Annotated in this window: 18 protein-coding genes and 1 tRNA gene; 6 read left to right on the top strand and 13 right to left on the bottom strand. The window is 43.8% G+C overall.

The genetic code is table 11. The features are described 5' to 3' along the window. Window positions 1-238: 238 nt before the first annotated feature. The 6 genes from EWU21_RS10690 to EWU21_RS10665 all read right to left on the bottom strand — a co-directional run bounded on the left by EWU21_RS10690 (window position 239) and on the right by EWU21_RS10665 (window position 6,572). Window positions 239-1,243 (bottom strand): DUF3871 family protein, encoded by a 1,005-nt coding sequence (locus EWU21_RS10690; RefSeq protein ID WP_130896951.1) that lies wholly within the window; start codon window positions 1,241-1,243, stop codon window positions 239-241. After that, on the bottom strand, window positions 1,221-2,096 hold the full coding sequence (locus EWU21_RS10685) for an AAA family ATPase (protein ID WP_130896950.1): 876 nt from the start codon (window positions 2,094-2,096) through the stop codon (window positions 1,221-1,223). Before EWU21_RS10685 ends, EWU21_RS10690 begins: the two co-directional genes overlap by 23 nt. 82 nt (window positions 2,097-2,178) lie before the next feature. Continuing rightward, window positions 2,179-2,559: a hypothetical protein gene (locus EWU21_RS10680; RefSeq protein ID WP_130896949.1), complete on the bottom strand. Its 381-nt coding sequence runs from the start codon at window positions 2,557-2,559 to the stop codon at window positions 2,179-2,181. A 557-nt stretch (window positions 2,560-3,116) separates the two neighbouring features. After that, a tRNA-Thr gene (locus EWU21_RS10675) sits at window positions 3,117-3,189 on the bottom strand. 61 nt (window positions 3,190-3,250) lie between these two features. Beyond that, window positions 3,251-5,071 carry a DUF349 domain-containing protein gene (locus tag EWU21_RS10670; protein ID WP_130896948.1) on the bottom strand — a complete coding sequence of 607 codons (1,821 nt, stop codon included), beginning with the start codon at window positions 5,069-5,071 and terminating at the stop codon, window positions 3,251-3,253. Window positions 5,072-5,090: 19 nt separating this feature from the next. After that, complete coding sequence (locus EWU21_RS10665) at window positions 5,091-6,572, bottom strand: glycine--tRNA ligase (protein ID WP_130896947.1); 1,482 nt, start codon at window positions 6,570-6,572, stop codon at window positions 5,091-5,093. Between the two features lie 120 nt (window positions 6,573-6,692). On the opposite strand from EWU21_RS10665, the gene EWU21_RS10660 reads away from it, so the two are divergent. Then, window positions 6,693-7,559: a carbon-nitrogen hydrolase gene (locus EWU21_RS10660; protein WP_201738107.1), complete on the top strand. Its 867-nt coding sequence runs from the start codon at window positions 6,693-6,695 to the stop codon at window positions 7,557-7,559. Window positions 7,560-7,634: 75 nt separating this feature from the next. Here the strand turns inward: EWU21_RS10660 and polA are convergent, their stop codons facing one another. After that, window positions 7,635-10,457 carry a DNA polymerase I gene (gene polA, locus EWU21_RS10655; protein ID WP_130896945.1) on the bottom strand — a complete coding sequence of 941 codons (2,823 nt, stop codon included), beginning with the start codon at window positions 10,455-10,457 and terminating at the stop codon, window positions 7,635-7,637. 62 nt (window positions 10,458-10,519) lie between these two features. On the opposite strand from polA, the gene pdxH reads away from it, so the two are divergent. Beyond that, window positions 10,520-11,155 carry a pyridoxamine 5'-phosphate oxidase gene (pdxH, locus tag EWU21_RS10650; RefSeq protein ID WP_130896944.1) on the top strand — a complete coding sequence of 212 codons (636 nt, stop codon included), beginning with the start codon at window positions 10,520-10,522 and terminating at the stop codon, window positions 11,153-11,155. 166 nt (window positions 11,156-11,321) lie between these two features. Here pdxH and bshB1 read toward each other — a convergent pair whose 3' ends face one another. From bshB1 to trxB, 3 genes are read right to left on the bottom strand one after another with little or no spacing between them, the layout of a single operon-like run. Next, window positions 11,322-12,014 (bottom strand): bacillithiol biosynthesis deacetylase BshB1, encoded by a 693-nt coding sequence (gene bshB1, locus EWU21_RS10645; RefSeq protein ID WP_130896943.1) that lies wholly within the window; start codon window positions 12,012-12,014, stop codon window positions 11,322-11,324. Window positions 12,015-12,019: 5 nt separating this feature from the next. Further along, window positions 12,020-13,129, bottom strand: a complete 1,110-nt coding sequence (locus EWU21_RS10640) for a peptidoglycan DD-metalloendopeptidase family protein (protein WP_130896942.1) — start codon at window positions 13,127-13,129, stop codon at window positions 12,020-12,022. A 9-nt stretch (window positions 13,130-13,138) separates the two neighbouring features. Continuing rightward, a complete protein-coding gene (gene trxB, locus EWU21_RS10635) occupies window positions 13,139-14,077 on the bottom strand; it encodes a thioredoxin-disulfide reductase (RefSeq protein ID WP_130896941.1) in 939 nt (312 codons plus the stop codon). A gap of 115 nt (window positions 14,078-14,192) precedes the next feature. Between trxB and EWU21_RS10630 the strand changes: the two genes are divergently transcribed. Beyond that, a complete protein-coding gene (locus EWU21_RS10630; protein ID WP_130896940.1) occupies window positions 14,193-15,455 on the top strand; it encodes a cation:dicarboxylate symporter family transporter in 1,263 nt (420 codons plus the stop codon). Window positions 15,456-15,461: 6 nt separating this feature from the next. Continuing rightward, a complete protein-coding gene (locus EWU21_RS10625) occupies window positions 15,462-17,735 on the top strand; it encodes an NADP-dependent malic enzyme (RefSeq protein ID WP_130896939.1) in 2,274 nt (757 codons plus the stop codon). Here EWU21_RS10625 and EWU21_RS10620 read toward each other — a convergent pair. Together EWU21_RS10620 and EWU21_RS10615 are read right to left on the bottom strand one after the other, a co-directional pair. Beyond that, a complete protein-coding gene (locus EWU21_RS10620; protein ID WP_130896938.1) occupies window positions 17,732-19,264 on the bottom strand; it encodes a M61 family metallopeptidase in 1,533 nt (510 codons plus the stop codon). The two genes, EWU21_RS10625 and EWU21_RS10620, sit on opposite strands and share 4 nt — an antisense overlap. Then, window positions 19,264-20,472, bottom strand: a complete 1,209-nt coding sequence (locus tag EWU21_RS10615; protein ID WP_130896937.1) for an ABC transporter permease — start codon at window positions 20,470-20,472, stop codon at window positions 19,264-19,266. The genes EWU21_RS10620 and EWU21_RS10615 overlap by 1 nt, the downstream gene beginning before the upstream one ends. Window positions 20,473-20,512: 40 nt before the next feature. On the opposite strand from EWU21_RS10615, the gene EWU21_RS10610 reads away from it, so the two are divergent. Both EWU21_RS10610 and guaA read left to right on the top strand, forming a co-directional pair. Beyond that, entirely contained in the window at window positions 20,513-21,673 is a 1,161-nt protein-coding gene (locus EWU21_RS10610; RefSeq protein WP_236633215.1) for an exo-beta-N-acetylmuramidase NamZ family protein, read from the top strand. Window positions 21,674-21,725: 52 nt separating this feature from the next. Next, the gene (gene guaA / locus EWU21_RS10605; protein ID WP_130896936.1) at window positions 21,726-23,249 is read left to right on the top strand and encodes a glutamine-hydrolyzing GMP synthase; all 1,524 of its coding nucleotides are present in this window, start codon (window positions 21,726-21,728) and stop codon (window positions 23,247-23,249) included. Between the two features lie 367 nt (window positions 23,250-23,616). On the opposite strand, the gene pepT is transcribed toward guaA, so the two are convergent. Next, window positions 23,617-24,885, bottom strand: a complete 1,269-nt coding sequence (gene pepT / locus EWU21_RS10600) for a peptidase T (RefSeq protein WP_130896935.1) — start codon at window positions 24,883-24,885, stop codon at window positions 23,617-23,619. Window positions 24,886-24,975: the final 90 nt, after the last annotated feature.

The raw sequence follows: 24,975 nt of genomic DNA, 5'->3' as shown, positions 1-24,975 counted from the left end.
TTAATTAACCGTTAAATAATTATAAGGGTACCATTTCCCTGATATACAATAGAGTATTTTGTATTCATCACTTTGCATTATTGCATCAATATACACTTTTGTACCCTTAGGTAGATTACCAATCTCGCGAATCACTTCAGCTCTAATCGGAGTGTACAATTCAAGGATAGTTCCCTTGGTAGTGATAACCAGCAGTACATTGGGATGGAGAAACTCGACTTTCTGTTTCTTCATATCCTCAGTTCAAGTACCAGTTTGTACCACCTCCTGCGAGACCTGTTTGCAATTGATGCGTGAAATCAAATGCGTTAATGTTTCGTTCTAAGAAGCTATCCACGTAACTTGACTTGTTTGCACTCGTAAACAGATTGTACATCCTCCAAAGGTTAATATCCCCGTTATCATTACGGCAGAAGCTGTTGTCTTGGAAGTAATCCTTAGCAACAGAACCTAGCTGTGTATCCGTAAACAAGAGTGGAGGTATTTCTTTCTTTACCTCATTAGGCAGGTAATTATACAAGCGTGCACGTCCTAGCACCTGAGCAAACTGAGCCTCTGTTAAGTTATGCTCTGTCAACCGTTGCATAGCTTTTAGGTGTTGCTCAGGGTTGTATACACTTATCATATTCATTATTGCATCCATTAGCTCTCCTTGACTTCTGACCACGAGCTTAACCTGCGCACCGTCTGACCAAACACAAAGGTTACTGCATACCTTGACTGAGAAACCAATGAAGATCTTGAAGTGCTCAGAAGATCCTTTCTTGTTGTTTAGCTTGTCATCCCCGTAGCACTTTACTCCACCTATGGTAAGACTAAGCGTCTGCCCATCAATGTTTCGTTGTATGCTGGGTATTTCGAAAACAAACATGGCCCTCTCGTAATAGATGGTTCTTTCGTGATCTTCTAGCTGGTTAGCTGGTTTGTAGCGTGCTTCTGGTGTTCTTCCTTTAATAGGATGCGAGACACGGATGCTGGGAGAAAGAATATCCTCTCCTTTGAAGCAATGGTTAATCACATCGTAGGTGGTCTGAATGAAATCCCCGTGACTAATCAATGGTTCATTATCCTTGCTAAACACGGGAATGATGTGCTGTCCTTGAATCTCCTGTAGATTAACTTCTATAGTATTTGCTCCGATAAATGCTGAGCTACTAGATTCGATAACTTGCTCCTCTATTTCGATATAAGAAGCGTATTCTTCCACCTCTATAGATGGGTTAACTGTTAGTTGGTTGTTCATTGGTAATGGGGTTTAAGTTGCCTTCTAAGGCACGATTTTTAGCTTGTCTTAGCTCTTGCTTTCTCTTCTCATAATAAGGCAATAGCAGGTCATTAAACTGAGCAAATTGGTTGTACAATCCCAGTAATTCGATGATGGTAGATGCGTTGTTGATGCGATCCTTTACATACTCTATTTGGGGTTCTAATTCCTCCATGCACCATTTAGAGATGATGTTTCCTGTCGTAGCGGTTAACCGATGTTCAGGCTTGCCAAAGAACAATCCTGTGCGATCTTTACTAGCGTGTGCAAGGTTCTTGTTGTCTAGATCAAACACGAGCGTGAACTCGTAATCTAATCCATCACGCTTTACAGATTTCAGCCCGACCTTTTCTGGAATGGTTTTACCGTTCTTCTCTGTTAGCACATAGTCCTGTTTGGTTCTCACGGTAGCAATGATGTGTACAGGAGCTTGTAGGATCTTTTGCACAAAAGCATTGTGCCGCGGTGTTACCTTGTTCCAATTGGTAAAGGAGTTACCTGACAGAGAACCGTGGTAATCAAGTAGGCATTCCCACTCGTGAGTTATAGAGTCTATAACCACAACTTCTATACCTGATGCCACACATAAATCAATAGCTTCTATGTACTTCTCTGGTTCGAACGGTGCTGAGATGCCAAGTACCTTGTATCCTCCTAAATGAGCGTATAGATGTGATGATTCGTTCTCAGTATCTATGACAGCCACCTTTTCCCAAGATTGAGATAATCCGTGAGCAACAAGCAAGGCAGAATATGTCTTACCACTACCACTATGACCTTGAATAGCCATCTTGATTTTAGCCCGCTTACGTTGGGCGATTTGAAATTCCATAACATATATTGTTTATGTATAAATGAAAAAAGGGGCATAGCAACCTGCTACGCCCCTTGGTACGAAGAAATAACTAACTTGATTAGACAGCTAGCTTATAACTTTTTTGGTTAATTTTCTCATCAACCACTTCTAAGCGACTTTCACCAAGTAGCTCCATGCTTCCTTTTGGTCTGTAAGCATAGGAATGAGCTAATGTGATGATTTCTCCAGTTGTTTTGTTGGTGTACTCGTAAGGATCTGATTCAACCCGCACAATGTCTCCCTCAATCTGCTGACCTACCATCAGTTTAGCTACATCAGCTGTAAAGGTGGAAGGAATCCTGCACTTACGACTAGTGGCATAGAACTTCCCCGTGTTCTGAGATTGAACTAACTCTAATCCTCCTGAAAGCTCAAGAAGAACAAATGTTTGGCCACTTGTTGCGTTGACCTTTTCCATGTAATCTGATACAATTACCATAACGTTAATAATTAAGAATGTGAAAAATGATAGGGCTGAATTGACCCAGGGGCAGACACCCGCCTGCCCAAGACCCCCGAGGGGTTGCAGTCTGGAATAGACGTTATGGGTGGATACACAAGAAAATGGTTGAATTTGAAAATTTTATTGAATTCAAACAACCAAATTATCGATAAAGAGCCTCTATTAAAGCTATATATGTATTTACTGGGAGTAAATAGTTAACAGCTGACAAAGGGATAGAATATAGGGTAGTGGAATGCACCTCTTGTTTCAAACGCACAAAGCACTTTCTAAGATGAATGAGTCACCAGAAAGTTTTGCAGGCTGGAATAAGTACTAAATAAATGCCTAATTGGTGCTTTAGTGGAGTCTTAACACAAACTCTTAGTGAGTCAGTAAGTGGGTCAGCAACTCCGATATTAGCCCCATATCTTGGATTAGAGAGGACTTTGATTAACTTTGGTCAGTTATATTGTTCAACAGGCAAAGGTGTCCTGAATCACTGTATAAGCTGTTTAAAACAAAAAAGCCCGACATTGCTGTCGAGCTTCTTGAGCCTCCTATCGGGATCGAACCAATGACCTACTGATTACAAATCAGTTGCTCTACCAGCTGAGCTAAGGAGGCGCATTTCGGTTTACAAAAGTAGTGTTATTCTCCTAAATCGCAAAACCGAGTGTGAAAAAAATTAACTTTTTTTCAGTTTTTCTAATTCTTTTTCAGCGGCTTCAATTTTCTTTTCTACCTCCGCACGCAGCTTATCGCTGTTTTTAGACTTCGCAAAGAATTCTAAGTTATTGGTTAACACGGCAATATCATTTTCCAAGGCTTGGATTTTCTTGCGCGCATCAGGGGAAGCTGATTTTTTCTCTTCTCCACCTGTATTTGCTTCAGATGCCAAAGATTTTAATTCAAAACCCCAAGCGGCCAGCTGCTCTTTCGGTTGTGTGCGGGCTAAATCGATTAAAGCATTCCACGTTGTGCGGAAACTTTCTTGAATGGCTTTCACATTGTTACGAGGTACGAAACCGATGGCATCCCAAGCTGCTTTCTTTTCGCCTAAGGTAGCTAATAGGCTAGGATCCTTAAGCATAGCCTCCATCTCCTTCAAAATCGCTTGCTTAGCTTCTAAATTGCTTTCGAACTCTACGTCTTTCGCGTTCTTGCCCTTTTCGCGTGTTAAATTGAAGTAGGCGTCACACGCAGCCTTGAATTTCGCATAGATAGAATCCTTCTGCTTTTCCGGTACGTGACCAATCTCTTTCCACTTTTTCTGTGTTTCGATGACCATTTGGGTCACTTCTGGAGTGATGGTGCCAGTTTCCACGATTCCATTTACCTGGTCGATCAACAATTGCTTCGCAGCTAAGTTAGCCTTGCGCTCTGCGTCGATCTTCGAGAAGAATTCGCTCTTGTGTTTGAAGAACGTTTTTAAGTCAGACCAAAAGTTGTGACTCACTTCTTTTCCTCCATCACGGGGTAATCCACCTTTCAAGTTATTCCATTGCTCTTGAAGTGCTAATACCGCTTTCGAAGCTTGGTTCCATTCGCTGATGTTCGCGGCAGTGAAACTAGCATAATGCTTCATTAAGTCGCCGATCTCGCGTTTCACTTTGAGATTTTCTTCGAAAACTTGCTTTTGGGCATCGTTGATAGCTCTTTTTTGTTCGAAAAGTACATCCAATGATTTCTTCACACGCGTCCAAAGTGACTCATTGTCATCTCTGTTCGCTGGTCCGATGTGTTTGTATTCTTCAAACAGCTCTTCCGCCTCTTTTAATAATTTCTGTAAAGCTCCGCCTTTAGAAATTTCTGCTGCTAAAGCTTCTAGTTTAGTGGCAATACCTTCTTTGGCCTGTAAATTCTTCTTGCGATCTAATTCTAATAGTTCGAAGAAAATACTTCTATTGCTGTAGAAACGGTCCACTAAGGCATGATAACTCTGCCAAAGCGTCTGATTCATCGGCCCCTGCACACTGCCTAAACCTTTCCACTCTTCTTGAATTTTCTTGAAGGCTTTAAAGCTCGCATTCACGTGCGCCGGATCTGAATTATCATCCGAATCCACTAATGTTCTTAATTCATTAATTAAACGCGTTTTTCCTTCGAGTGCCTTCTCTCTTAATTTCTCCAAATTAGAGAAGAATGCCCCTCTTTCCGTACGGATAAAGGCAGCGATAGCGTCGATTTGTTGCGAGATTTCATCCCCTTTGAACGAGAATCCTTCTTCAGAATCTTCGTTAGTAGACTTAAATGCAGCTAAAGCCTCAGCGCGTTCGCCTTGCTTAATAGCTTCCCAAGCCGTTCTCACTTCCTTGGTTAATTCGTCTACTTTTTTGAAGTTCGCCGATGAGGCGCTTGCTTGAAGAATGGCTTTCAATTGCTCATAGAAGGCAAGAATGCTTTCTTTTGTTGCTTTTGAAAGGTCTAAAACCGGAAATTCTACGGCCTTTTCTTCCACTACAGGGAAAACTACTTCTTCTGCTGGATTGCTCTCTTCGGTGATCATAATCGTCGTTGTTTGCGTGTTAACTTAAAAGTTTTTCAAAAATACGCTCCATCGATACAGCATAACCAATTTTCTCTTTTAGGTCTGCTATAGAAATGCGCTCTTGGGTCATCGTGTTGCGATCGCGAACGGTCACGGTGTTGTCTTCCATAGTTTGGTAATCAACCACCACACAATACGGTGTTCCAATTAAATCTTGACGGGTATAACGCTTGCCTATGGCGCCACCATCGTCGTACGTGGTATTAAAGGCAAATTTAATGCTGTTAACGATCTCTTGTGCTTTCTCTGCTAAACCATCCTTCTTCACTAAGGGAAGAACGGCTACTTTTACAGGAGCTAAAGCCGGATGGAAATTCAAGAAAACACGTTGTTTTTCTTGTTCACCTTCGCCCACTGTCTCTTCTGTATACGCATTGCAAAGAATCGCTAAGAATAAACGATCAGCCCCTACAGACGTTTCAACGACATAAGGTATGTAATTTTCGTTTATTTCAGGATCAAAATATTGTTGTTTTTTTCTCGATAAATCTTGGTGCGCTTTCAAGTCGAAATCCGTTCTCGAGTGGATTCCTTCCATTTCTTTAAAGCCAAACGGGAATTTATACTCAATATCCACCGCCGCATTCGCGTAGTGCGCTAATTTATCGTGATCGTGGAATTTCAAAGAAGTAGCCGGAATTCCTAACGCTAAGTGGAACTTCATACGTGTTTCTTTCCACTTCGAATACCATTCCATTTCTGTGCCAGGGCGAACGAAGAATTGCATCTCCATTTGTTCGAATTCCCGCATGCGGAAGATGAAATTACGTGCAACGATTTCGTTACGGAAGGCTTTTCCGATTTGGGCAATGCCAAAAGGAACCTTCATACGGCCCGTCTTCTGTACGTTCAAGAAGTTTACAAAGATTCCTTGAGCCGTCTCTGGACGTAAATAAATTAAACTGGCATCCTCTGAAACCGCACCTACTTGAGTCGAGAACATCAAATTGAATTGACGAACCTCGGTCCAATTAGCCGTGTTCGAAACCGGACACTTGATATTTTCATCGATAATGATCTGGCGAACTCCCTCTAAATCCCCTGCATCCAAGCATTTCGCCATCTTTTGTAATAAAGCCTTCGCTTCTGCCTCTTTTCCCTCGTCCTCTAAAGCCGCCGCTCTTTCTTCTAATAAAGTATCAGCACGGTAACGTTTTTTAGAATCCTTGTTATCAATCATGGGATCGTTAAACGAATCCACGTGACCAGAAGCCTTCCAAGTCAATGGGTGCATAAAAATAGAAGCGTCAAGACCGACCACGTTGTCATTCAACATCGTCATCGCCTTATACCAAACCGTTTTTAAGTTATTCTTTAACTCGACACCGTTTTGGCCGTAATCATATACCGCTTGCAAACCATCGTAAATCTCCGAAGAAGGAAATACGAAACCATATTCTTTCGCGTGTGAAATAATATCCTTCAATGCCGAGGCGGTATCCTGTTTTTTATTTTCCATTAAATCAATTTTTTTCAATCGTATTAGATTGCAATTTACCGAAAAGAATCAAAGAATGAGGCTTGCAACGTGTTTTTTCTTAATTTTGCTTCGATTAACAAGGTAAAAACCAAGATATTGATGAAAAACGTTTCCTTCGCCTTAATTCAGCTATCCTGCAGCACAACTGTTTCAGAAAACTGGCAAAAAACGATTAGCTCGATTCGCGACGCCGCCTCTAAGGGTGCCCAAGTGATTTGCTTGCAAGAATTGTTCAAGTCGGTCTATTTCTGTTACGAAGAAAAGCAGGATTTCTTTGCTTTGGCTGAGGCGATTCCCGGTCCATCGACAGATGAATTAGGTGCTTTGGCAGCCGAATTAAACGTGGTAATCGTCGCCTCTCTTTTCGAAAAACGGGCGGCAGGTCTTTACCATAACACCACTGCGGTCATTGATGCAGACGGGAAATACCTGGGTAAGTACCGTAAAATGCATATTCCAGATGATCCAGGCTACTATGAGAAGTATTATTTCACGCCAGGCGATCTAGGATATCAGGTTTTTGAGACGAAGTTTGCCAAAATAGGGGTGCTCATCTGCTGGGATCAATGGTATCCTGAGGCAGCTCGCTTAACGGCTTTGCAAGGAGCAGAAGTGTTAGTCTATCCAACGGCCATCGGTTGGGATTTAGAAGAGAAAGACGGCGAAATTAACCGCGAACAATACCAAGCTTGGCAAACCATCCAACGTTCTCATTCTGTTGCTAACGGCGTTCCAGTCGTTTCCGTGAATCGCGTTGGAACCGAAAATGGCCAACAATTTTGGGGAGGAAGCTTTGTGTCTAACGCCTTTGGTCGTGTAATCTTCCAAGCCTCTCACGATCAAGAGGAAATTGCATTAGTAGAGGTAGACGTCGATTCAAGCGAATACTACCGCAGAACCTGGCCATTCTTTAGAGATCGCAGGATTGATTCGTATGGTGGGATTACGGAGCGGTTTATTGATTGAAGTAATGGTAAATGGTGAATGGTAAGTGGTAAATGAAAAAACATTTACCATTCATCATTTACCATTCACCATTTTTTAATGCGCTTCCAGCCAGTTCTCACCCACACCAATTCCCGTTTCCATCGCGACGCCTAAATCCATCGCTTCGCACATGATCTTATTGATTTGGGTTTTTAGGTAGTCGACTTCGTCTTTGTGTGCGTCGAACACGAGTTCATCATGCACGGTTAAGATCATTTTCGATTTCAAGTTTTCTCTTTCTAGGAAATCCTGGATTTGAATCATCGCCACTTTGATCATATCGGCTGCTGAACCCTGGATAGGGGCGTTGATGGCATTGCGTTCTGCAAAGCCACGTTCATTCATATTAGCTGATAAGATATCGCGCAAGTAGCGACGGCGACCCAAAACCGTTTCAACGTAACCATTTTCACGGGCGTCGGCGATGCTTTGGTCCATAAAGGTCTTCACCTTAGGGAATTCAACGAAGTATTGATCGATAATTTCCTTTGCTTCTGTGCGGGAAATGGCTAATTGTGCCGCTAGTCCAAAGGCCGAAACGCCGTAAATAATCCCAAAGTTCACCGTCTTCGCCTTGCGACGCATGTCCGAAGTAACTTCTTCTAAAGGTACGTGGAACACTTTCGCAGCGGTTGCTTTGTGTACGTCAAGGCCGTTGTTGAACGCATCGAGCATGGATTCATCCTTGGAGAAGGCTGCCATGATGCGCAATTCGATTTGGGAATAATCGGCGGATAAAATCAAGTGGTTTTCATCGCGTGGGATGAAGGCCTTACGGATCTCACGCCCACGTACGGTACGGATTGGGATGTTTTGTAAGTTTGGATCCTTCGAAGACAGACGACCTGTTGCCGTGACTGCTTGCATGAAAGACGTGTGGATGCGGCCTGTTTTCGGTGAAATAAGAGCCGGTAGGGCGTCCACGTAGGTTGATTTCAATTTCTGTAATTCACGGAAGTCGAGAATTAAAGAGGCGATTTCGTGTTCTGCTTCTAATTTAGATAAAACCTCTTCGCCCGTCATGTATTGACCGGTTTTGGTCTTCTTCGCCTTAGGGTCGAGCTTCAGCTTCTCAAACAAAATCTCGCCTAATTGCTTAGGGGAGGCGATGTTGAATTCTTGGCCAGCCGTGGCGAATATTTTCTCTTGTACAGCTTTGGAATCTGCTTCCAACGTCTTCGACATTTCCTGTAAGAAAGGCACGTCTAAATTCACACCTTCACACTCGATAGTGGACAAAACGCGCGCTAACGGCATTTCCACCTCGTGAAGTAACTGAACGGCTTTCGGATTCGTCGTTAATTGTTTGTCCAGGAATGGCTTTAATTGCAAGGTAATGTCCGCATCTTCTGCCGCATATTCCTTGATCAAGTTGAGCTCCACCTCGCGCATATTGCCTTGTTTGGCGCCTTTTTTGCCAATCAAGTTTTCGATGGACATGGGCTCGTAGCTTAAATAGGCAAGTGCCAAAGCGTCCATCCCGTGGCGTTTCTCCGGTTCGATTAAGTAATGCGCAAGCATCGTGTCGTACGTGGCACCTTTGATTTCGATGCCATAATTACGCAAGACGCTCATGTCGTATTTGATATTTTGGGCGATTTTGATGGTAGATTCTTTGGCAAAAATATCCTTGAATAAATCTGCCTGCGCCTGGCAAGCCTCCGGATCTTCTGGGAATGGCACATAAAAGGCCTCGCCCTTGCGGTAGGAGAAGGACATCCCCACTAAGGCCGCTTCGATGGCCACCAAACTCGTCGTCTCCGTATCAAAACAGAAGGAATCCTGGCGATCCAAAAAGCTAATCAAGGACTTAATCGCGTTCTCGCCTTGCACTAAATGATATTGGTGCGCAGTATTACTGAGATTGGAATAGCTGGTTGTGATTACCTCTTCTTCCTCGGTATTAGGAGTTGTAATGGAGGAAGGAGCTGGTGATCCAAACATGTCCATCTGGTTCGCATCCACTTTAGGCGAGGCTTTCACCTTCGCCACAACTGGTTCGTCTTCACCCAAAATTCGCTTACGCAACGTTCTGAATTCTAATTCTTCTAACAAAGGCTCTAACAGCGCGCGGTTTGGCGGCGTTGCTTTTAATTTTTCCTCTTCGTATTCGATAGGTACTTCGAGCATAATGCGGGCCAAATGCTTTGATAAAATCCCTTGCTCGCGAAAATTGATCAAGTTTTCTTGCAATTTGCCTTTCAGTTGATCGGTATTATCTAGTAAGTTCTCTAAAGAGCCAAACTGCTCGATGAGCTTTTGGGCCGTCTTTTCACCCACCCCTGGAATGCCTGGAATATTATCCACCGCATCACCCATCAAACCCAGCATATCGATCACTTGGTCGACATTAGCGATGTTCCACCTTTGGCAGACCTCCTTTGGCCCTAAAACCTCTACACCCTTGCCCATAAAGGCCGGTTTGTACATCTTAATGCGCTCTTCCACTAATTGACCATAATCCTTATCGGGGGTCATCATGTAGACCTCAATATCCGGATTCGCTCGTACCGCTTTCTTCGCAATGGTCCCAATCACGTCATCCGCCTCGTAACCATCTAAAATAAGCATTGGAATATCCATTGCTTCTACTAATCTCTTCACATAGGGAATGGCAATCGTAATATCCTCCGGCTGTTCCTGGCGCTGCGCCTTGTAGGGAGTGTATTCGATATGACGAAAGGTAGGTTTAGGTGTGTCAAAAGCAACCCCTAAGTAGTCTGGTTTTTCCTTGTTAATGACCTCTAGGATCGTATTTGCAAAGCCAAAAACGGCAGAAGTATTAATTCCCTTCGAAGAAATGCGAGGTGTTTTAGCAAAAGCAAAATGCGCGCGATAAATCAAAGCCATCGCGTCAAAAAGGAATAATTTTTTCATGTAATTCAGCTATATTTGGGGATAGAGATTGCCTTTGTAAAGATAACAAATATCAACGACTTATGAACTTAGCTGACCTGCGCCTAAACTACCAAAAAGGAGAATTGCACGAACAACACGTACATCCAGATCCTTTTGCTCAATTTGCTGTTTGGTTTAAAGAAGCCCAATCTGCGCAGATTACGGAGCCTAACGCCATGTTCTTAAGTACGGTAAGTGCATCCGGTCGTCCATCAGGTCGTATTGTTTTATTAAAAACGGTGGACCATGGATTCAGCTTTTTTACGAATTACGAATCCCGCAAAGGCCAAGACTTAGCTTTTGCTTCCCAAGCTTCCATTACCTTTTTCTGGGTTGAATTAGAACGACAAATTCGCATCGAAGGCCACGTCGAAAAACTCTCTGTTGAATTATCCACCGCGTATTTCCATTCTCGTCCGCGCGAATCTCAATTAGGCGCTTGGGTATCGGAGCAAAGTGCCCGCGTAGATTCCCGTGAAGTTTTAGAAAAACGCTATGCTGAATTAGCGGCTGAATACGAAGGCAAAACGATTCCTAAACCAGATCATTGGGGCGGTTATCGTCTAGTGCCAGATTATTTTGAATTTTGGCAGGGCAGACCCTCTCGTTTGCATGACCGTGTGGTGTATGATGCCCGGGAGAAAGGGGAGTGGGAGTGTTATCGGGTAGCTCCTTAAAAGCGCTGGCGCTTTTTCAAAGAGCAAAGAGCAAAGTTCAAATATCAAAGATGGTATCGCCTTCGGCGATGGTTAAAGAATTAAATATTTCTCGAGTATATCAAAAAAGCGGCTTTCGCCGCTTTTTTGATTCCAACTTTGAACTTTGCTCTTTGAACTTTGAAATTTATAAAAGCTTCTTCTCCAACGTCTTCTGACTCTGAAACCCTTCCCCATACTTCACCCCAATCTTGTGACCCATTTCCATCGCGCGCGCTTGGATGAAATTTAAAAAGTCTGGGCTAGAGATGTAGGAAGCCGGTTCAGCAGAATTAGGGTCAAAGAATTGACTCTTGAAAGCGCGAATAGCGGCTTCTTTTTGATCCCAATGAGCCGTAATATCAATCACGAAATCAGGTTCTAAATAGCGATCTTGAATATAGTGGTAGACTTGTTTGGGTCTCCAGGCAGGAAGGTCGCCGGTTTTGATTTGGCGAAGTCCAGATAAGAAACAGACATCAATCGCTAATTGTGCCCCTTTTCCGTGGTCTGGATGACGATCCTCTAAGGCATTTGCAAGTACCACTTCTGGTTGGTATTTACGGATGATTTCGATAAGTTTTAACTGGGTTTCTTCGTCGTTTCTAAAGAAGCCATCTCGGATACCTAGATTTTCTCGGGCATGAATACCTAAGATTTGAGTAGCATCTGCGGATTCTTGCAAACGTATTTCGGGTGTTCCTCGCGTACCTAATTCACCGCGGGTGAAATCCACGATTCCTACTTTTTTGCCGGCAGCAATGTGCGAAATGATGGTTCCAGCGCAGCTTAATTCAGCGTCATCTGGATGTGCGGCCATCACGAGGATATCTAATTTCATGGCGATTAATGGATGCGAATTCGGCGCCCAGCTCGGATAACCGATGAGCTCTTCATTCCATTTAACTTCTTCAATTTAGCGATCGATACACCGGTACGTCTAGCGATGGCACCTAGGGTGTCACCTTGACGAACTTTGGTCCAGGCCTTTGTTCTCGAACGTACTTTATCTCCTACAGCACCGTATTCGTTTTTCAACGATAGGGAGCGAATGTCAAAAGAGCGAGCCGTTAAAATAATGTGATCAGAAACGGGTTCGAATGGACTGAAGTTATAAACGTTCTTCGGGTTCATCGGATTGCCCTCATAACGCGTCTCAAAGTGCAAGTGTGAACCAGTGCTTCGTCCGGTACTACCTCCTACGCCTATCTGATCCCCTGCTTTTACAAGCGTTCCTGGTTCTGCACCAGGAGAGGCTAGGTGAGCGTACAATGTCTCGAATCCATTATAATGTCGGACTAATACATAATTTCCATAACCTGAACGGTCGTAATGACTGACGCGGACAATGCCATCAAATACGGAGAAGACGGGATAACCCGTCTCTAAGTCTAAATCCACACCAGCGTGTAAACGTCCCCAGCGTGGTCCAAATGGACTGGTTTGCTTAACAACTTCTAAGGGTGCTGCCCAATTACGTCCAGCCGCCGTGTTGTATAATTCGATGTCGACAGGCTCGTCAAATTCTTTAGCATCTATATCATAGGGATCAATAATTTTAGTATCCCAAATCGCGAAATAAGACGCCACTGACACAAAATCCTCTGTACCTTCTGGTGCAGCCTCTTCTTCGATCTCTACGATCAGATTCTCGCCTTCGTCGATGGACGTGGTATCAAAATTACTGATACTCGCATTGACCATTTTAATGGGCTCGAACTTGCGTTCCTGTAATTCAGAGCCTGCGGTAACCCCTACGGATTCCGTCTCATTTCTGAATTGCAAAGGGGGAAGTTCATCTAGTTCATCCTTCTTCTTGTTCTTTTCTTGGAAAAGCTGGGAATTGGATTTGATTTCGATTTCTGTTTTTTTCTTGAATAAATTCCGCTCTTGTGCCTTCAGACCAAAGCCCGATAGCAGCAGAATACATCCAAAAACATAGGTAATTAACCTCATAAGTCTAAATTAATGTAAGTTGTTCGCGGCTAACCAACGTTCCGCGTCCAATGCCGCCATACAACCGCTACCTGCAGCCGTAATCGCTTGGCGATAAATCGTGTCTTGTACGTCACCGCAAGCGAAAACGCCTTCGATATTCGTACGAGCACTCCCTTTTTCTGTGAGTAAATACTCTTGAGCATCCATCTCTAATTGTCCTTTGAAAATAGACGTATTAGGCTGGTGTCCAATCGCAACGAAGAAACCAGTTAAGGCAATTTCTTCAGTCGCTTTAGTCACATTATTCACGATGCGAATGCCGGTTACCCCGTTTGCATCGCCTAAAATTTCTTCTGTTTCTGAGTTCCAGTGAATTTCAATCTTAGGATTATTCTTCACGCGCTCCTGCATAATCAAGGAAGCACGCATTTCGCCACGGCGAACGATTAAGTGGACTTTGGTACACAAATTCGCTAAATAACTCGCTTCTTCAGCAGCAGTATCTCCTGCGCCTACAACGGCTACTGTTTGGTTACGGTAGAAGAAACCATCACATACGGCACAAGCAGAGACACCCAAGCCATTAAATTTCGTTTCTCCTTCTAATCCTAACCATTTCGCACTAGCACCAGTCGCGATAATGACAGCATCCGCTTCGATTTCTGTCGATTCATCAATCCAAACCTTCTTGGGAGAGGAGGTGAAATCCACCTTAGTCGCCATTCCGTAACGGACATCTGTACCAAAACGCTTCGCCTGATTCTCTAAATCGATCATCATTGCCGGGCCATCAATACCATTCGGGTAGCCAGGGAAATTATCAACTTCTGTGGTAGTCGTTAATTGTCCTCCGGGTTGTCCACCTTGGTACATCACTGGATGTAAACCAGCACGTGAGGCATAAATAGCAGCGGTATATCCGGCTGGGCCAGAACCGATAATTAGGCATTTGATTTTTTCTGACATCTGTATTTTTATCGAAAGGGAATGAGCCTACAAAATTCGGGAAATATAGGCAGAAACACAAGCGGTGATTTTTCTTAATAATTCTTACATTTGTTTGTCAACCGAAGCTAAACGAATGAAGCAACTAAATATTTTCCAGAACCTGACTTTTTGGGTTTTATTGTCCATTCTTTTAGGGGTTTTCGTGGGACACTTTACACCTGATTTAGCCTTGTTCAAGGTGATCGAATCGAAGTTTAGTTATAATTTATTGGGAGCTGATTTGAGTTTTGGACCTACGCTGAGCGAAGTTTTCAGTGGCGTCTTTATCAGTTTAGTGAAGCTTTTTATCAACCCTATCATCTTTTTGACGATTTCTTTAGGGATCGTGAATATGGGAAACCTGAAAAAGGTAGGTCGTGTGGGCGGCAAGGCCTTACTGTATTTCGAGGTGGTGACTACGATTGCCTTATTCATCGGATTAGCTGTTTCTACCTTCATTGAACCCGGTATCGGTGTCATCAGAGACGATATAGCCGGTGGAGATATTTCTAAGTATACACAAAAAGCAGCCGGATTCTCTTGGATCGGCTTTTTAAAGGAAAACTTTACCGTTCAGGTTTTAGGTTTCTCGATCTTCTTTGGGATCTTTTTGAATTATGTCAAAGGAAAGGCGAAGATGATTGCCGGGATGCAGCAGGCTTCGCATTGGGTGTTTAAAGGATTGAAGATTGTGATGTATTTAGCGCCATTGGGAGCGTTAGGTGGGATGGCCTTTACGATAGGGAAGTTTGGAATTCATTCTTTAATTCCTTTAGCAAAACTTATGCTGACGGTCTATGTGACGATGGCGATTTTTGTTTTTGTGGTCTTAGGTTTGATCATGCGTAACTGTGGAGAGCGGATTTGGGCGTTTTTGGGCTATATCAAACATGAATTGTTGGTGGTATTAGGCACTTCGTCTTCTGAGGCTGCCTTACCTTCTTTGATGCATAAATTGGAGAAAATGGGCTGTTCGAAGTCCGTGGTAGGCCTGGTAGTTCCGGCGGGTTATTCGTTTAATCTCGATGGGACAAGTATTTATTTATCGATGGCCACCTTGTTTTTAGCCCAAGTTTATGGCGTACATTTGTCTTGGGAACAGATGCTGACGATTGTGGGCATTTTGATGGTGACCTCTAAAGGAGCCGCCGGCGTGACAGGCAGTGGCTTTGTCGTTTTGGCATCCACCTTAAGTGCCCTGCAAGTGATCCCAGTGGAAGGTCTTGCTTTATTATTAGGAGTGGATCGCTTTATGTCAGAGGCGAGAGCGATCACAAATTTTATTGGGAATGGAGTGGCGACGGTTTGGATAGCGAAGCACGAGGGAGAATTTGAAAAAGAACAATCAACAAATTAATCATATATGTCTATTTCATCCATTTTAAGACAAGATGCGCTTGAGTATCACGCAGGAGGGAAACCTGGAAAAATTGAAGTAAAACCGACGAAATCGACGGCGACTCAGCGCGATTTGTCCTTAGCGTATTCGCCGGGTGTGGCTGAGCCTTGTTTAGAAATTGCAGAAAATGTAGAGAAAGTCTACGATTATACGGCCAAAGGGAACCTAGTAGGTGTTATCTCAAACGGTACTGCCGTTTTAGGTTTAGGTAATATAGGCCCAGAGGCAAGTAAGCCCGTGATGGAGGGGAAAGGTGTTCTTTTCAAAGTTTTCTCTGATATAGATGTATTTGACATTGAATTAGCCGTGACGGATCCAGATGAATTTGTGGATACGGTGGCTCGTTTAGAACCGACTTTTGGCGGGATTAATCTCGAGGATATCAAATCCCCGGAATGCTTCGAGATCGAAGAGAAGTTAAAAGCGCGTTTGAAGATTCCCATCATGCACGACGATCAGCATGGGACAGCGATTATTTCGTCTGCGGCGCTGTTAAATGCATTGGAGATCGTAGATAAAAAAATCGAGGAGACAAGGTTTGTAATTTCAGGTGCGGGGGCTGCGGCTATTTCCTGCGTGAAATTATATTTAAAGCTCGGTGCGCGCATCGAGAACTTCTATATCTTCGATAAGGACGGATTAGTATCCGAAGATCGTCCGGATTTGAATCGTTATCTAGCCCCATTAGCGGGTAAGGCAGGTAGAAATACCTCTTTAGCAGAAGCGATGAAAGGTGCAGATGTTTTCTTAGGCCTATCAGTAGGAGGCATCTTAAAACCTGAGATGGTGGCGACCATGGCTGCAAATCCCATTGTGTTTGCGATGGCGAATCCTACGCCGGAGATTGGTTATGAAGAGGCGAAGGCGGTAAGAGAGGATTTGATTATGGCGACGGGACGTTCTGACTTCCCTAACCAAGTGAATAACGTCTTAGGCTTTCCTTTCATCTTTAGAGGAGCCTTGGATGTGCGTGCTTCAGAAATTAATGATGAGATGAAACTGGCGGCGGCAAAGGCTTTGGCCTGCTTAGCGAAGAAACCAGTGCCTGATATTGTGAATTTGGCCTATAATGAGAAATCGTTAAGCTTTGGCCCAGAATACATAATTCCTAAACCAGTCGATCCGCGTTTAATCACGACGATCTCGATGGCTGTGGCAAAAGCGGCCATGGAATCCGGCGTTGCTACAAAGCCGATCAAAAACTGGGATGTCTATGAGAATCAACTAGCGAAACGATTAGGCTTAGATAACCAGGTAATGAAGTTCATCTTGAAGCGAGCGAAGTCGAATCCGAAACGGATTGTTTTCGCTGAGGCGGAGAACTTGAAAGTATTGAAGGCCGTTCGTGAGGTATTAGACGAAGGAATCGCTAAGCCAATTCTATTAGGGCGCAAAGCGAATATCGATGCGATTTGTGAAGAGCACCACATCGACTTGGGGGATATTGAGATCTTCGATTTTAAACATCCGGATAATGCAGCGCTGTTAGCCGAATTTGCGGAATTATTCTATGAGAAGCGGAAGCGCCGTGGTTTCACGAAGTGGGAGGCAGAAAAGCAGGTGCGCAAGAGTAATTACTTTGCGGCGATGATGTTAGAAACGAATCGAGCTGATGGGGTTATTTCTGGTTTGACCAAAAACTACCCAGACGCTATTCGTCCTGCGTTGCAGATCATCGGTAAGAAGCCCGGGGTGAATAAAGTGGCCGGTATGTACTTGTTGTTAAGTAAGCAGGGGCCTTTATTTTTCTCAGATACCACGATCAATTTCCAGCCATCCATTGCAGATATCGTCGAGATTACGGAATTGACTTCAGAGGCAGTAGAACGTTTTAATTTAAAGCCAAAGATGGCGATGCTATCTTACTCGAACTTTGGTTCAGCTGATGGGGACGATGCCCTAAAAATGCGCGCAGCCACGGCTATCCTAAAAGAGAAGCATCCTGATTGGGTAATCGAAGGGGAGATGCAGGCACACTTAGCCTTTGACAAGGAACTGAGACAGCAGAACTATCCCTTTGCTACGCTAGGCAACGATACGGCCAATACGTTAATTTTCCCAAGTCTGTCGTCCGCTAATATTGCCTATAACTTGTTAAAAGAAGCAGCTGATATCGAATATATCGGGCCTATCTTGTTAGGTCTTCGCAAACCGGTACACGTATTGCAATTAGGCGCCTCCGTTCGCGAAATCGTGAATATGGTGGCGATTGCGGTGGTGGAAGCGCAAAGTATTTAATGGTGGATCCAAGCCTGTCTCAACTGTAATTGGGCTGGGCTTGGTTTTTTCATTTCCTTTAATTCGTTTTTCATTGCCGCTAAAAAGGCGATTTTGTCTTTTTTGTCATCCGTACTGCGTAATTCACATCCGACTTTAGATAATAAGCTGGCTAGGGGCAATTCTTCATTTCCACTAACATACTTGCGTAAGAATTTCTCCACCCCTTTTACCTGAGTCGTTTCGAGTATCAAGTCGAATAATGCTTGATCAGCGAAGGATTTTTCTGGGCCAAAGCGGGCAGACAAATCACGGATAAGCTGTTGAGTTCCATAGCGTCCTTCTGTTTCACTCCGAAGGTATAAATCAAGGCAAAGGCCAATCAAGGCCCCTTTTTGGTACACATTCCCATATTCTTCTTTGTAATGAGACAAGACCCCTTTGCTCATTTTGGTGAAAGGAATAGTGTTGTCATAGCTAAAGTTACTCGTTCGGTATTTTTCCGTCATTCGCTCTAAAAACGCCGGTAGACTAATCAATCCGCCTTGCAACTGCATATGTTGCGCAGCGTATTCCGTCAATCCTTCATATAGCCAAAGATGCTTCGACATCTGGGGGTTTTGGAAATCAAAATGACCAATTTCATCTGAATGTAAGTTCAAGGGAGTCTGTATGTGGAAGAACTCATGCGCACTTACATCGCGAATGATAGGACCCATGACGGAAATGGAATCTTCCGGTAAATAATAAAAAGAAGACTGTGCATGTTCTAGCGCTCCATAACTTCCATTCTTTAGATGGGCTGACATCACCAGTAAAAAGGCATAGTTATTAACTGGAAAACGTCCACCCAAGTAATTTAATTGAGCCCTCAGTAAGGGCTTTAATTGCGTAGCGATTTCGGAGGCTTTGATTTTGTGAGAAGGAGAGTAGACAGCAATGAGAATGTCTGTATTAGCGAGGTGAAGGTGCACGGTATCGGCGGCTGCTACTAAGATGGGAGCATCCGTTAATTTTTGATAAGAAGAGGCAACGTATTTGCCGTCTTTTGCGATTAAAGAGGAAGAGGGGATTAAACGGGGCGGAGTTTTCAACTGTAAGGAGACAGGCAATTGCTCGTACCCTTTTGCATAGCCTAATAAAGCATGGGTATTTAAAGCAAACAGGGTATCTGCCTGGAAATTCGTGCCTGCAGGTTCAAAAATATAGGTCCCCTTGATCTCTGGGCTATCCCAGGTGTCATCCACTTCGTAGCTAAGTGAGGAGGCATTTTTAAAGGAGAAGGTATTCGTGTCTTTGCGAACGACTGAAATTACTTTTCCTGAGGCATCGAAGGCTTGTAGATTACTTACATAGCGTCCAAAATGATAAATCGCGTAGGTGCCTGGAACCATTTTGGGGAAACAAAACTCCTTAACGCCTTGTGGCAATTTCACCTCTACCCGTAAGCGATCATTTTCCAAGCGATTCAGGTCAATCGAATAGCGGAGGCTGTCTTGTGCATTGACTCCATAAACAAAACACAAGAGGAACAGGAGTTTTTTAAACATTAATTCTTGAAGTTCAGTGCCTCGGTGGGCTGTATTTTAGTAATCAACAGGGTAGGGATGGACATCATGAAACTTACTAACACAATCGTCAGCGCATTGACGATTCCCCAAGTGGCTAGGTCCCATTCAATGGGCACACTGCTCATATAATAACTTTCCGGATCCAAGGGGATCAGGTGGTAGCTCGACTGCAAATAGCAGAACGAAAAGGCAATACCATTTCCGATGAGCAAGCCGCGTACCAAAATAAATAGACCATTCCACCAGAAAATACGACGGATCTGAGCTGCGGAGGCGCCCATAGATTTTAAGAGTCCTACCATGGGAACACGTTCCATGATTAAAACCCAAAGCGTAGCGATCAGATTAAAGCAGGCCACTACGAAGAGGAGGCTAATGAAGATAACAATATTACGGTCGAGCATCGTCATCCAGTCAAAAAGTGCAGGGTAGATCTCTGTCACTGGTTGTATGCGCCATTCAGGCGGCATGGTTTTAGCCAGCGCATTTGTTTTTGCTTCTAGATTCTCTTTGCTTTTAAAGAAGACCTCATAAGTGCCTAGTGAGTCAGCTGTCCAACCATTCATCTTTTGAACCCAATCCCGATCAGCTAGGACAAATATTTTATCCAATTCCTCCAGTCCCGTCTCATAGATGCCGGCGACTTTCACTTTACGCGGTCTCTCGGGAGCGCTGAGGAAATAGAGAATCAGCGAACCGTTGGTTTTGACCTTTAATTGTTTGGCCAAAGCCTCACTTACAATCACCTCCTGTGGACCATTCAGGCTATTAGAGCCGCTAATGATATTCTTCTGTAATTGCTTCGTCGGAAGATCTTTTCCTATACCCTTTACGACAATCCCCGCTAATCCTTCTTTTCCTACTAAAATCCCCGGTCTCTGCACGTGGGCTTGAATATGATCTACTTCTGGACGTAGGAGCGTTTTAGCTTCCCATGCTCGGTTACGGGTCAGAGGACTTTCCGCTAAAGACCGATTCCCCGAAATCTGTGAAACGCGCGCATCTCCAGAAAAGCTGGTCAATTTGTCCTGAATAGTCGTCTTAAAGCCAAAAAGAATCGCAAACGCCACCAAGATAATCGCCGTTCCTGCCGCCACTGTACCGATACCCACATAGGTCACCGTCTTAGAAAAGGAGGTGTCTTGAGTTTTCCGAATACGCCTAGCGACAAAAAGAGGGAAATTCATTAGATTTGATTTTCAATTCTGAACCGCAAAGAAAACACGAATGGGGCGTAAATCAAATAGTATTGTTTTAATGTTCTGCCTTTTGGCATTTACCGGATTGGGTCAAAAAACGCTCATTCCAGGTGCCGCACAATTCTCCGCTTACTTGCCAGCCCTAAAAGGCAAACAAATTGCCTTAGTCGTTAATCATACCTCCGTGGTAGGGAAGACGCATTTAGCCGATACTTTATTGTCACTAGGCGTATCAGTGAAAAAGATTTTTGCTCCAGAACACGGATTTAGAGGAACGGCAGATGCTGGGGCGCACATCGATAATGAGGTGGATCGCAAAACGGGTCTTGCTCTTATTTCTTTGTATGGTAAACATAAGAAACCTACTGCGGAGGATTTGCAAGGGATTGATGTTGTTTTGTTTGATATTCAAGACGTAGGTGCGCGTTTCTATACTTATTCGTCCACTTTGCATTATGTCTTAGAGGCTTGTGCGGAGAATAAGGTGCCTTTGATGGTTTTAGATCGCCCGAACCCGAATGGGCATTATGTCGATGGACCCGTATTGGAAAAGGCGCAGGCGTCTTTCGTAGGTTTGAATCCGATTCCGGTCGTGCACGGATGTACTTTAGGAGAATTAGCGCGCATGATTAATGGGGAAGGTTGGTTAGCAAATAGTGCCAAAGCCTCCCTGAATGTCATTCCTGTCAAGAATTATACTCACGCATCTCCAGTTCATGTGGCCATTGCTCCCTCGCCTAATTTGCCGAATGATCAATCCATCGCCTTGTATCCATCGCTTTGTTTGTTCGAAGGTACGAATGTGAGCATCGGACGAGGAACCGATTTGCAGTTTCAGGTAGTCGGAACAAATATCGCCGGCCTGGGGGATTATACTTTTACGCCGGTACCAAAGCCAGGCGCGATGGATCCTCCCTTGAAAGATCAAACCTGTTACGGATATAATCTATCTACCTTGCCAGCTCGTAACCTAGGCTTTAGTTTAAAATACCTCCTGTATTTCTACAGTAAATCAGGTTTAGGGGAGAAATTCTTTACATCGCCTTCTTTCTTTGATAAGCTAGCGGGCACAGATCAATTGCGTTTAGCCATCATTGCAGGTAAATCGGAGAAGGATATTCGGGATTCTTGGGAGCCAGGATTAGTGCAATACCAAAAAATGCGCCAAAATTACCTGCTTTATCGTTAGAATTAGGCAAAAAATTCCGACATTTGCCGTTTATTTTTAAGCAAAAACAAACATGGCGGAAAAGATCCTTATACTTGATTTCGGTTCTCAGGTGACCCAATTAATTGCGCGTCGCATCAGAGAAGCGCAAGTCTATTGCGAAATACATCCTTTTAATCACATTCCAGAAATCGACGAATCGGTGAAAGGGATTATCCTTTCAGGTAGCCCTTGTTCGGTGAGAGATGAAGATTCTCCTCGCGTAGATTTAAGTCTGTTTGGTTCTTTGCCCATTTTAGGAATTTGCTATGGAGCGCAATTGTTAGCGCATCAGGGCGGAGGCTCCGTTCAAGCATCAGGTCACCGCGAATATGGTCGTGCGCACATGACGAGTGTAAAAGAGAGTCCATTATTGAAAGGCTTATCGGCTACAGGTCAGGTGTGGATGTCACATGGCGATACGATTATGGAATTGCCGTCTGAATATGAATTAATTGGTTCAACGGAGACAGTACGTGTAGCGGCATTTGCACACGTTTCGAAGCCTATTTTCGGTATTCAATTCCACCCAGAAGTGACGCACTCGACGGAAGGAAGTATTTTAATCAAGAACTTTATCGTAGGAATTTGTGGCTGCGCTCAGACGTGGACATCAGATTCTTTCGTAGATAGAACGGTTTCAGAGTTACAGGCCAAATTAGGGAATGACAAAGTCGTTCTAGGTCTTTCTGGCGGGGTAGATAGCTCAGTGGCTGCGGTATTATTACACCGCGCGATCGGTAAAAACCTGTATTGCATCTTCGTAGACAATGGTTTGTTGCGCAAGGATGAATTCGAACAAGTTTTGGCATCTTACGAAACACTAGGCCTAAACGTGAAAGGAGTAAACTCCAAACAACGCTTCTACGACGCCCTAAAAGGCTTAACAGATCCAGAGGACAAGCGCAAAGCCATCGGGAAGACCTTTATCGAGGTATTCGACGAGGAGGCCCATTTAATCGAGGGCGTTTCTTGGTTAGGCCAAGGCACGATTTACCCAGATAAAATCGAATCCGTTTCCCTTAAAGGACCAAGCGCAACCATCAAATCGCACCACAACGTGGGTGGCTTACCTGATTTCATGAAGTTAAAAGTGGTAGAGCCATTAGATGCCTTGTTTAAAGATGAGGTACGTTTAGTGGGTAAAACCTTAGGTGTTCCTAAAGACATTTTAGGCCGCCACCCTTTCCCTGGACCAGGTTTAGGTATCCGTATTCTAGGCGATATCACACCAGAAAAAGTGGATATTTTGCAAAAAGTGGATGCCATTTTCATCAATGGTTTGAAGGAGGATGGTTTGTATGACCAAGTTTGGCAAGCAGGCGCGATTCTTTTACCTATCCAATCCGTGGGTGTCATGGGGGATGAGCGTACGTATGAGCAAGTGGTGGCTTTGCGTGCCGTTTCCAGTGTGGATGGAATGACCGCTGACTGGTGCCACTTACCTTACGAATTCTTAGGTCGTATTTCGAATGAGATTATCAATAAGGTGAAAGGCGTGAATCGCGTGGTGTATGATATTTCGAGTAAGCCGCCGGCTACGATTGAGTGGGAATAAATTTAGTTTTCAATTCTAAAATCGTGCTGCGCAATGATTTTTTGAATTGAAATCTAAATTTATTTCTAAAAACGGTTCGAAAATGTGCTGCGCAATATTTTCTTCACATCACACAATAATTTATTTCTATGAAGAGATTGTGCTGAACAATGATTTTTTGAATTGAAATCTATATTTATTTCTAAAAACGGTTCGAAAATGTGCTGCGCAATATCTTTAGAGTATAGATTATAGAGTAAAGAGAAGAGATAAATACAAAAAAAGGATCTAAGTAGATCCTTTTTTTGTGCGTGTAATTAAAATCATTTCTGAAATCATCGCCGAAGGCGATTCCATATCTCTACTCTATAATCTCTACTCTATAATCTCATTTCGAACGCTCCACGAACAAACTAACGAGATAAAGAACCGTCTCCGTCGCTTTCTGCATATCCTGCACTGAAACCCATTCTTGTTTGCTGTGGAAGGCGTGTTCGCCAGCGAAGATATTAGGACATGGTAAGCCCATAAAGGTTAATCGGGAGCCGTCGGTTCCGCCGCGAATGCTTGTCGTTTCGGCTTTTAGACCAGCTAGGCGCATCGCTTCCATGGCTAGATCAATACATTCTGGGTGATCTACGAGGATCTCGTTCATGTTGCGGTATTGCTCTGTTTGGCTGTAGGTCGCAGTGGAATTAGGGTATTTGCGCAAGACCATTTCTGATATCTGTTGAATGATGAAGCCGTATTCGCGCAGTTTTTCGGTGTCAAAATCACGGATGATGAATTCAATCGTCGCTTCTTCTACACTTCCGTAGATGTCAGTGGGGTGGATGAAGCCTTCTTTTCCTTCGGTGGTTTCAGGGCTTAGGCGATCTTTGGGTAGGGTATTGACGATTTCTGCAGCTATTTTAAGGGCACTTTCCATTCGGCCTTTGGCAAAACCCGGATGCTGGGAAATACCTTGAATTTTGACGACAAATCCATCCGCGGAGAAAGTCTCATTCTCTAAATGGCCGCGCTTTTCGCCATCTAAGGTGTAGCCGTATTGGGCATTAATCTTCTCCATATCCACGTGATCGGTACCGCGGCCGACCTCTTCGTCCGGCGTGAAAAGAATCGTGATGGGTCCATGAGGAACTTCAGGATGTGTAGCATAAAAGGCCACGACGTCCATAATCTCAGCGACTCCGGCTTTATTATCTGCCCCTAAAAGCGTCGTTCCGCTGGCCGTAATGATATCATTGCCGATTTGTTCCGCTAAATCAGGATGTTCACTTAGCCGGATAATAACGGTTGGGTCGTCTGGTAAAACCAAATCTTGTCCGTGGTAATAGGGGTGAACTTTGGGTTTAACATTTTCACCAGAACAATCCGGAGAGGTATCCATATGGGCACAAAAACAAAGGCCGGGAACTTCGTGAGCTACATTGGAGGCGATGTGCGCATAGACATAACCAAATTCATCTAGGTGGGCATTGGAAATTCCGAGGGAATGAAGCTCCTGAATCAAAACCTTTCCTAGATTTTTTTGTTTTTCTGTCGTGGGGCTGCTGCTCGAGTGGGGGTCGGATTGGGTGTCTATTTGGACATAGTCAAGAAAACGATCTTTCGATGTGAAGGCGTATTTTTGAATCAATTCCGAGAGCTGCGGCATAAAAATGGATTTATATTGAAATATTAGAAGAAAAAATTGTCTTTATTAAATTTATTTCTCGTGGAATTATAAAGGTAATACACCTTTCAG

The sequence above is a fragment of the Aquirufa antheringensis genome (genome assembly GCF_004307425.1).
Classification (GTDB): Bacteria; Bacteroidota; Bacteroidia; order Cytophagales; family Spirosomataceae; genus Aquirufa; species Aquirufa antheringensis.
This window is presented reverse-complemented; position numbering and strand designations above follow the sequence as displayed.

Bases quoted from the DNA above. Each gene is read 5' to 3' on its own strand.
- EWU21_RS10670 (WP_130896948.1), bottom strand. From the start codon at position 5,071: ATGATCACCGAAGAGAGCAATCCAGCAGAAGAAGTAGTTTTCCCTGTA.
- guaA (WP_130896936.1), top strand. From the start codon at position 21,726: ATGGCGGAAAAGATCCTTATACTTGATTTCGGTTCTCAGGTGACCCAA.
- EWU21_RS10665 (WP_130896947.1), bottom strand. From the start codon at position 6,572: ATGGAAAATAAAAAACAGGATACCGCCTCGGCATTGAAGGATATTATT.
- pepT (WP_130896935.1), bottom strand. From the start codon at position 24,885: ATGCCGCAGCTCTCGGAATTGATTCAAAAATACGCCTTCACATCGAAA.
- polA (WP_130896945.1), bottom strand. From the start codon at position 10,457: ATGAAAAAATTATTCCTTTTTGACGCGATGGCTTTGATTTATCGCGCG.
- EWU21_RS10680 (WP_130896949.1), bottom strand. From the start codon at position 2,559: ATGGTAATTGTATCAGATTACATGGAAAAGGTCAACGCAACAAGTGGC.
- EWU21_RS10690 (WP_130896951.1), bottom strand. From the start codon at position 1,243: ATGAACAACCAACTAACAGTTAACCCATCTATAGAGGTGGAAGAATAC.
- EWU21_RS10685 (WP_130896950.1), bottom strand. From the start codon at position 2,096: ATGGAATTTCAAATCGCCCAACGTAAGCGGGCTAAAATCAAGATGGCT.
- EWU21_RS10625 (WP_130896939.1), top strand. From the start codon at position 15,462: ATGTCTATTTCATCCATTTTAAGACAAGATGCGCTTGAGTATCACGCA.
- EWU21_RS10630 (WP_130896940.1), top strand. From the start codon at position 14,193: ATGAAGCAACTAAATATTTTCCAGAACCTGACTTTTTGGGTTTTATTG.
- EWU21_RS10615 (WP_130896937.1), bottom strand. From the start codon at position 20,472: ATGAATTTCCCTCTTTTTGTCGCTAGGCGTATTCGGAAAACTCAAGAC.
- bshB1 (WP_130896943.1), bottom strand. From the start codon at position 12,014: ATGAAATTAGATATCCTCGTGATGGCCGCACATCCAGATGACGCTGAA.
- pdxH (WP_130896944.1), top strand. From the start codon at position 10,520: ATGAACTTAGCTGACCTGCGCCTAAACTACCAAAAAGGAGAATTGCAC.
- trxB (WP_130896941.1), bottom strand. From the start codon at position 14,077: ATGTCAGAAAAAATCAAATGCCTAATTATCGGTTCTGGCCCAGCCGGA.
- EWU21_RS10620 (WP_130896938.1), bottom strand. From the start codon at position 19,264: ATGTTTAAAAAACTCCTGTTCCTCTTGTGTTTTGTTTATGGAGTCAAT.
- EWU21_RS10640 (WP_130896942.1), bottom strand. From the start codon at position 13,129: ATGAGGTTAATTACCTATGTTTTTGGATGTATTCTGCTGCTATCGGGC.
- EWU21_RS10610 (WP_236633215.1), top strand. From the start codon at position 20,513: ATGGGGCGTAAATCAAATAGTATTGTTTTAATGTTCTGCCTTTTGGCA.
- EWU21_RS10660 (WP_201738107.1), top strand. From the start codon at position 6,693: ATGAAAAACGTTTCCTTCGCCTTAATTCAGCTATCCTGCAGCACAACT.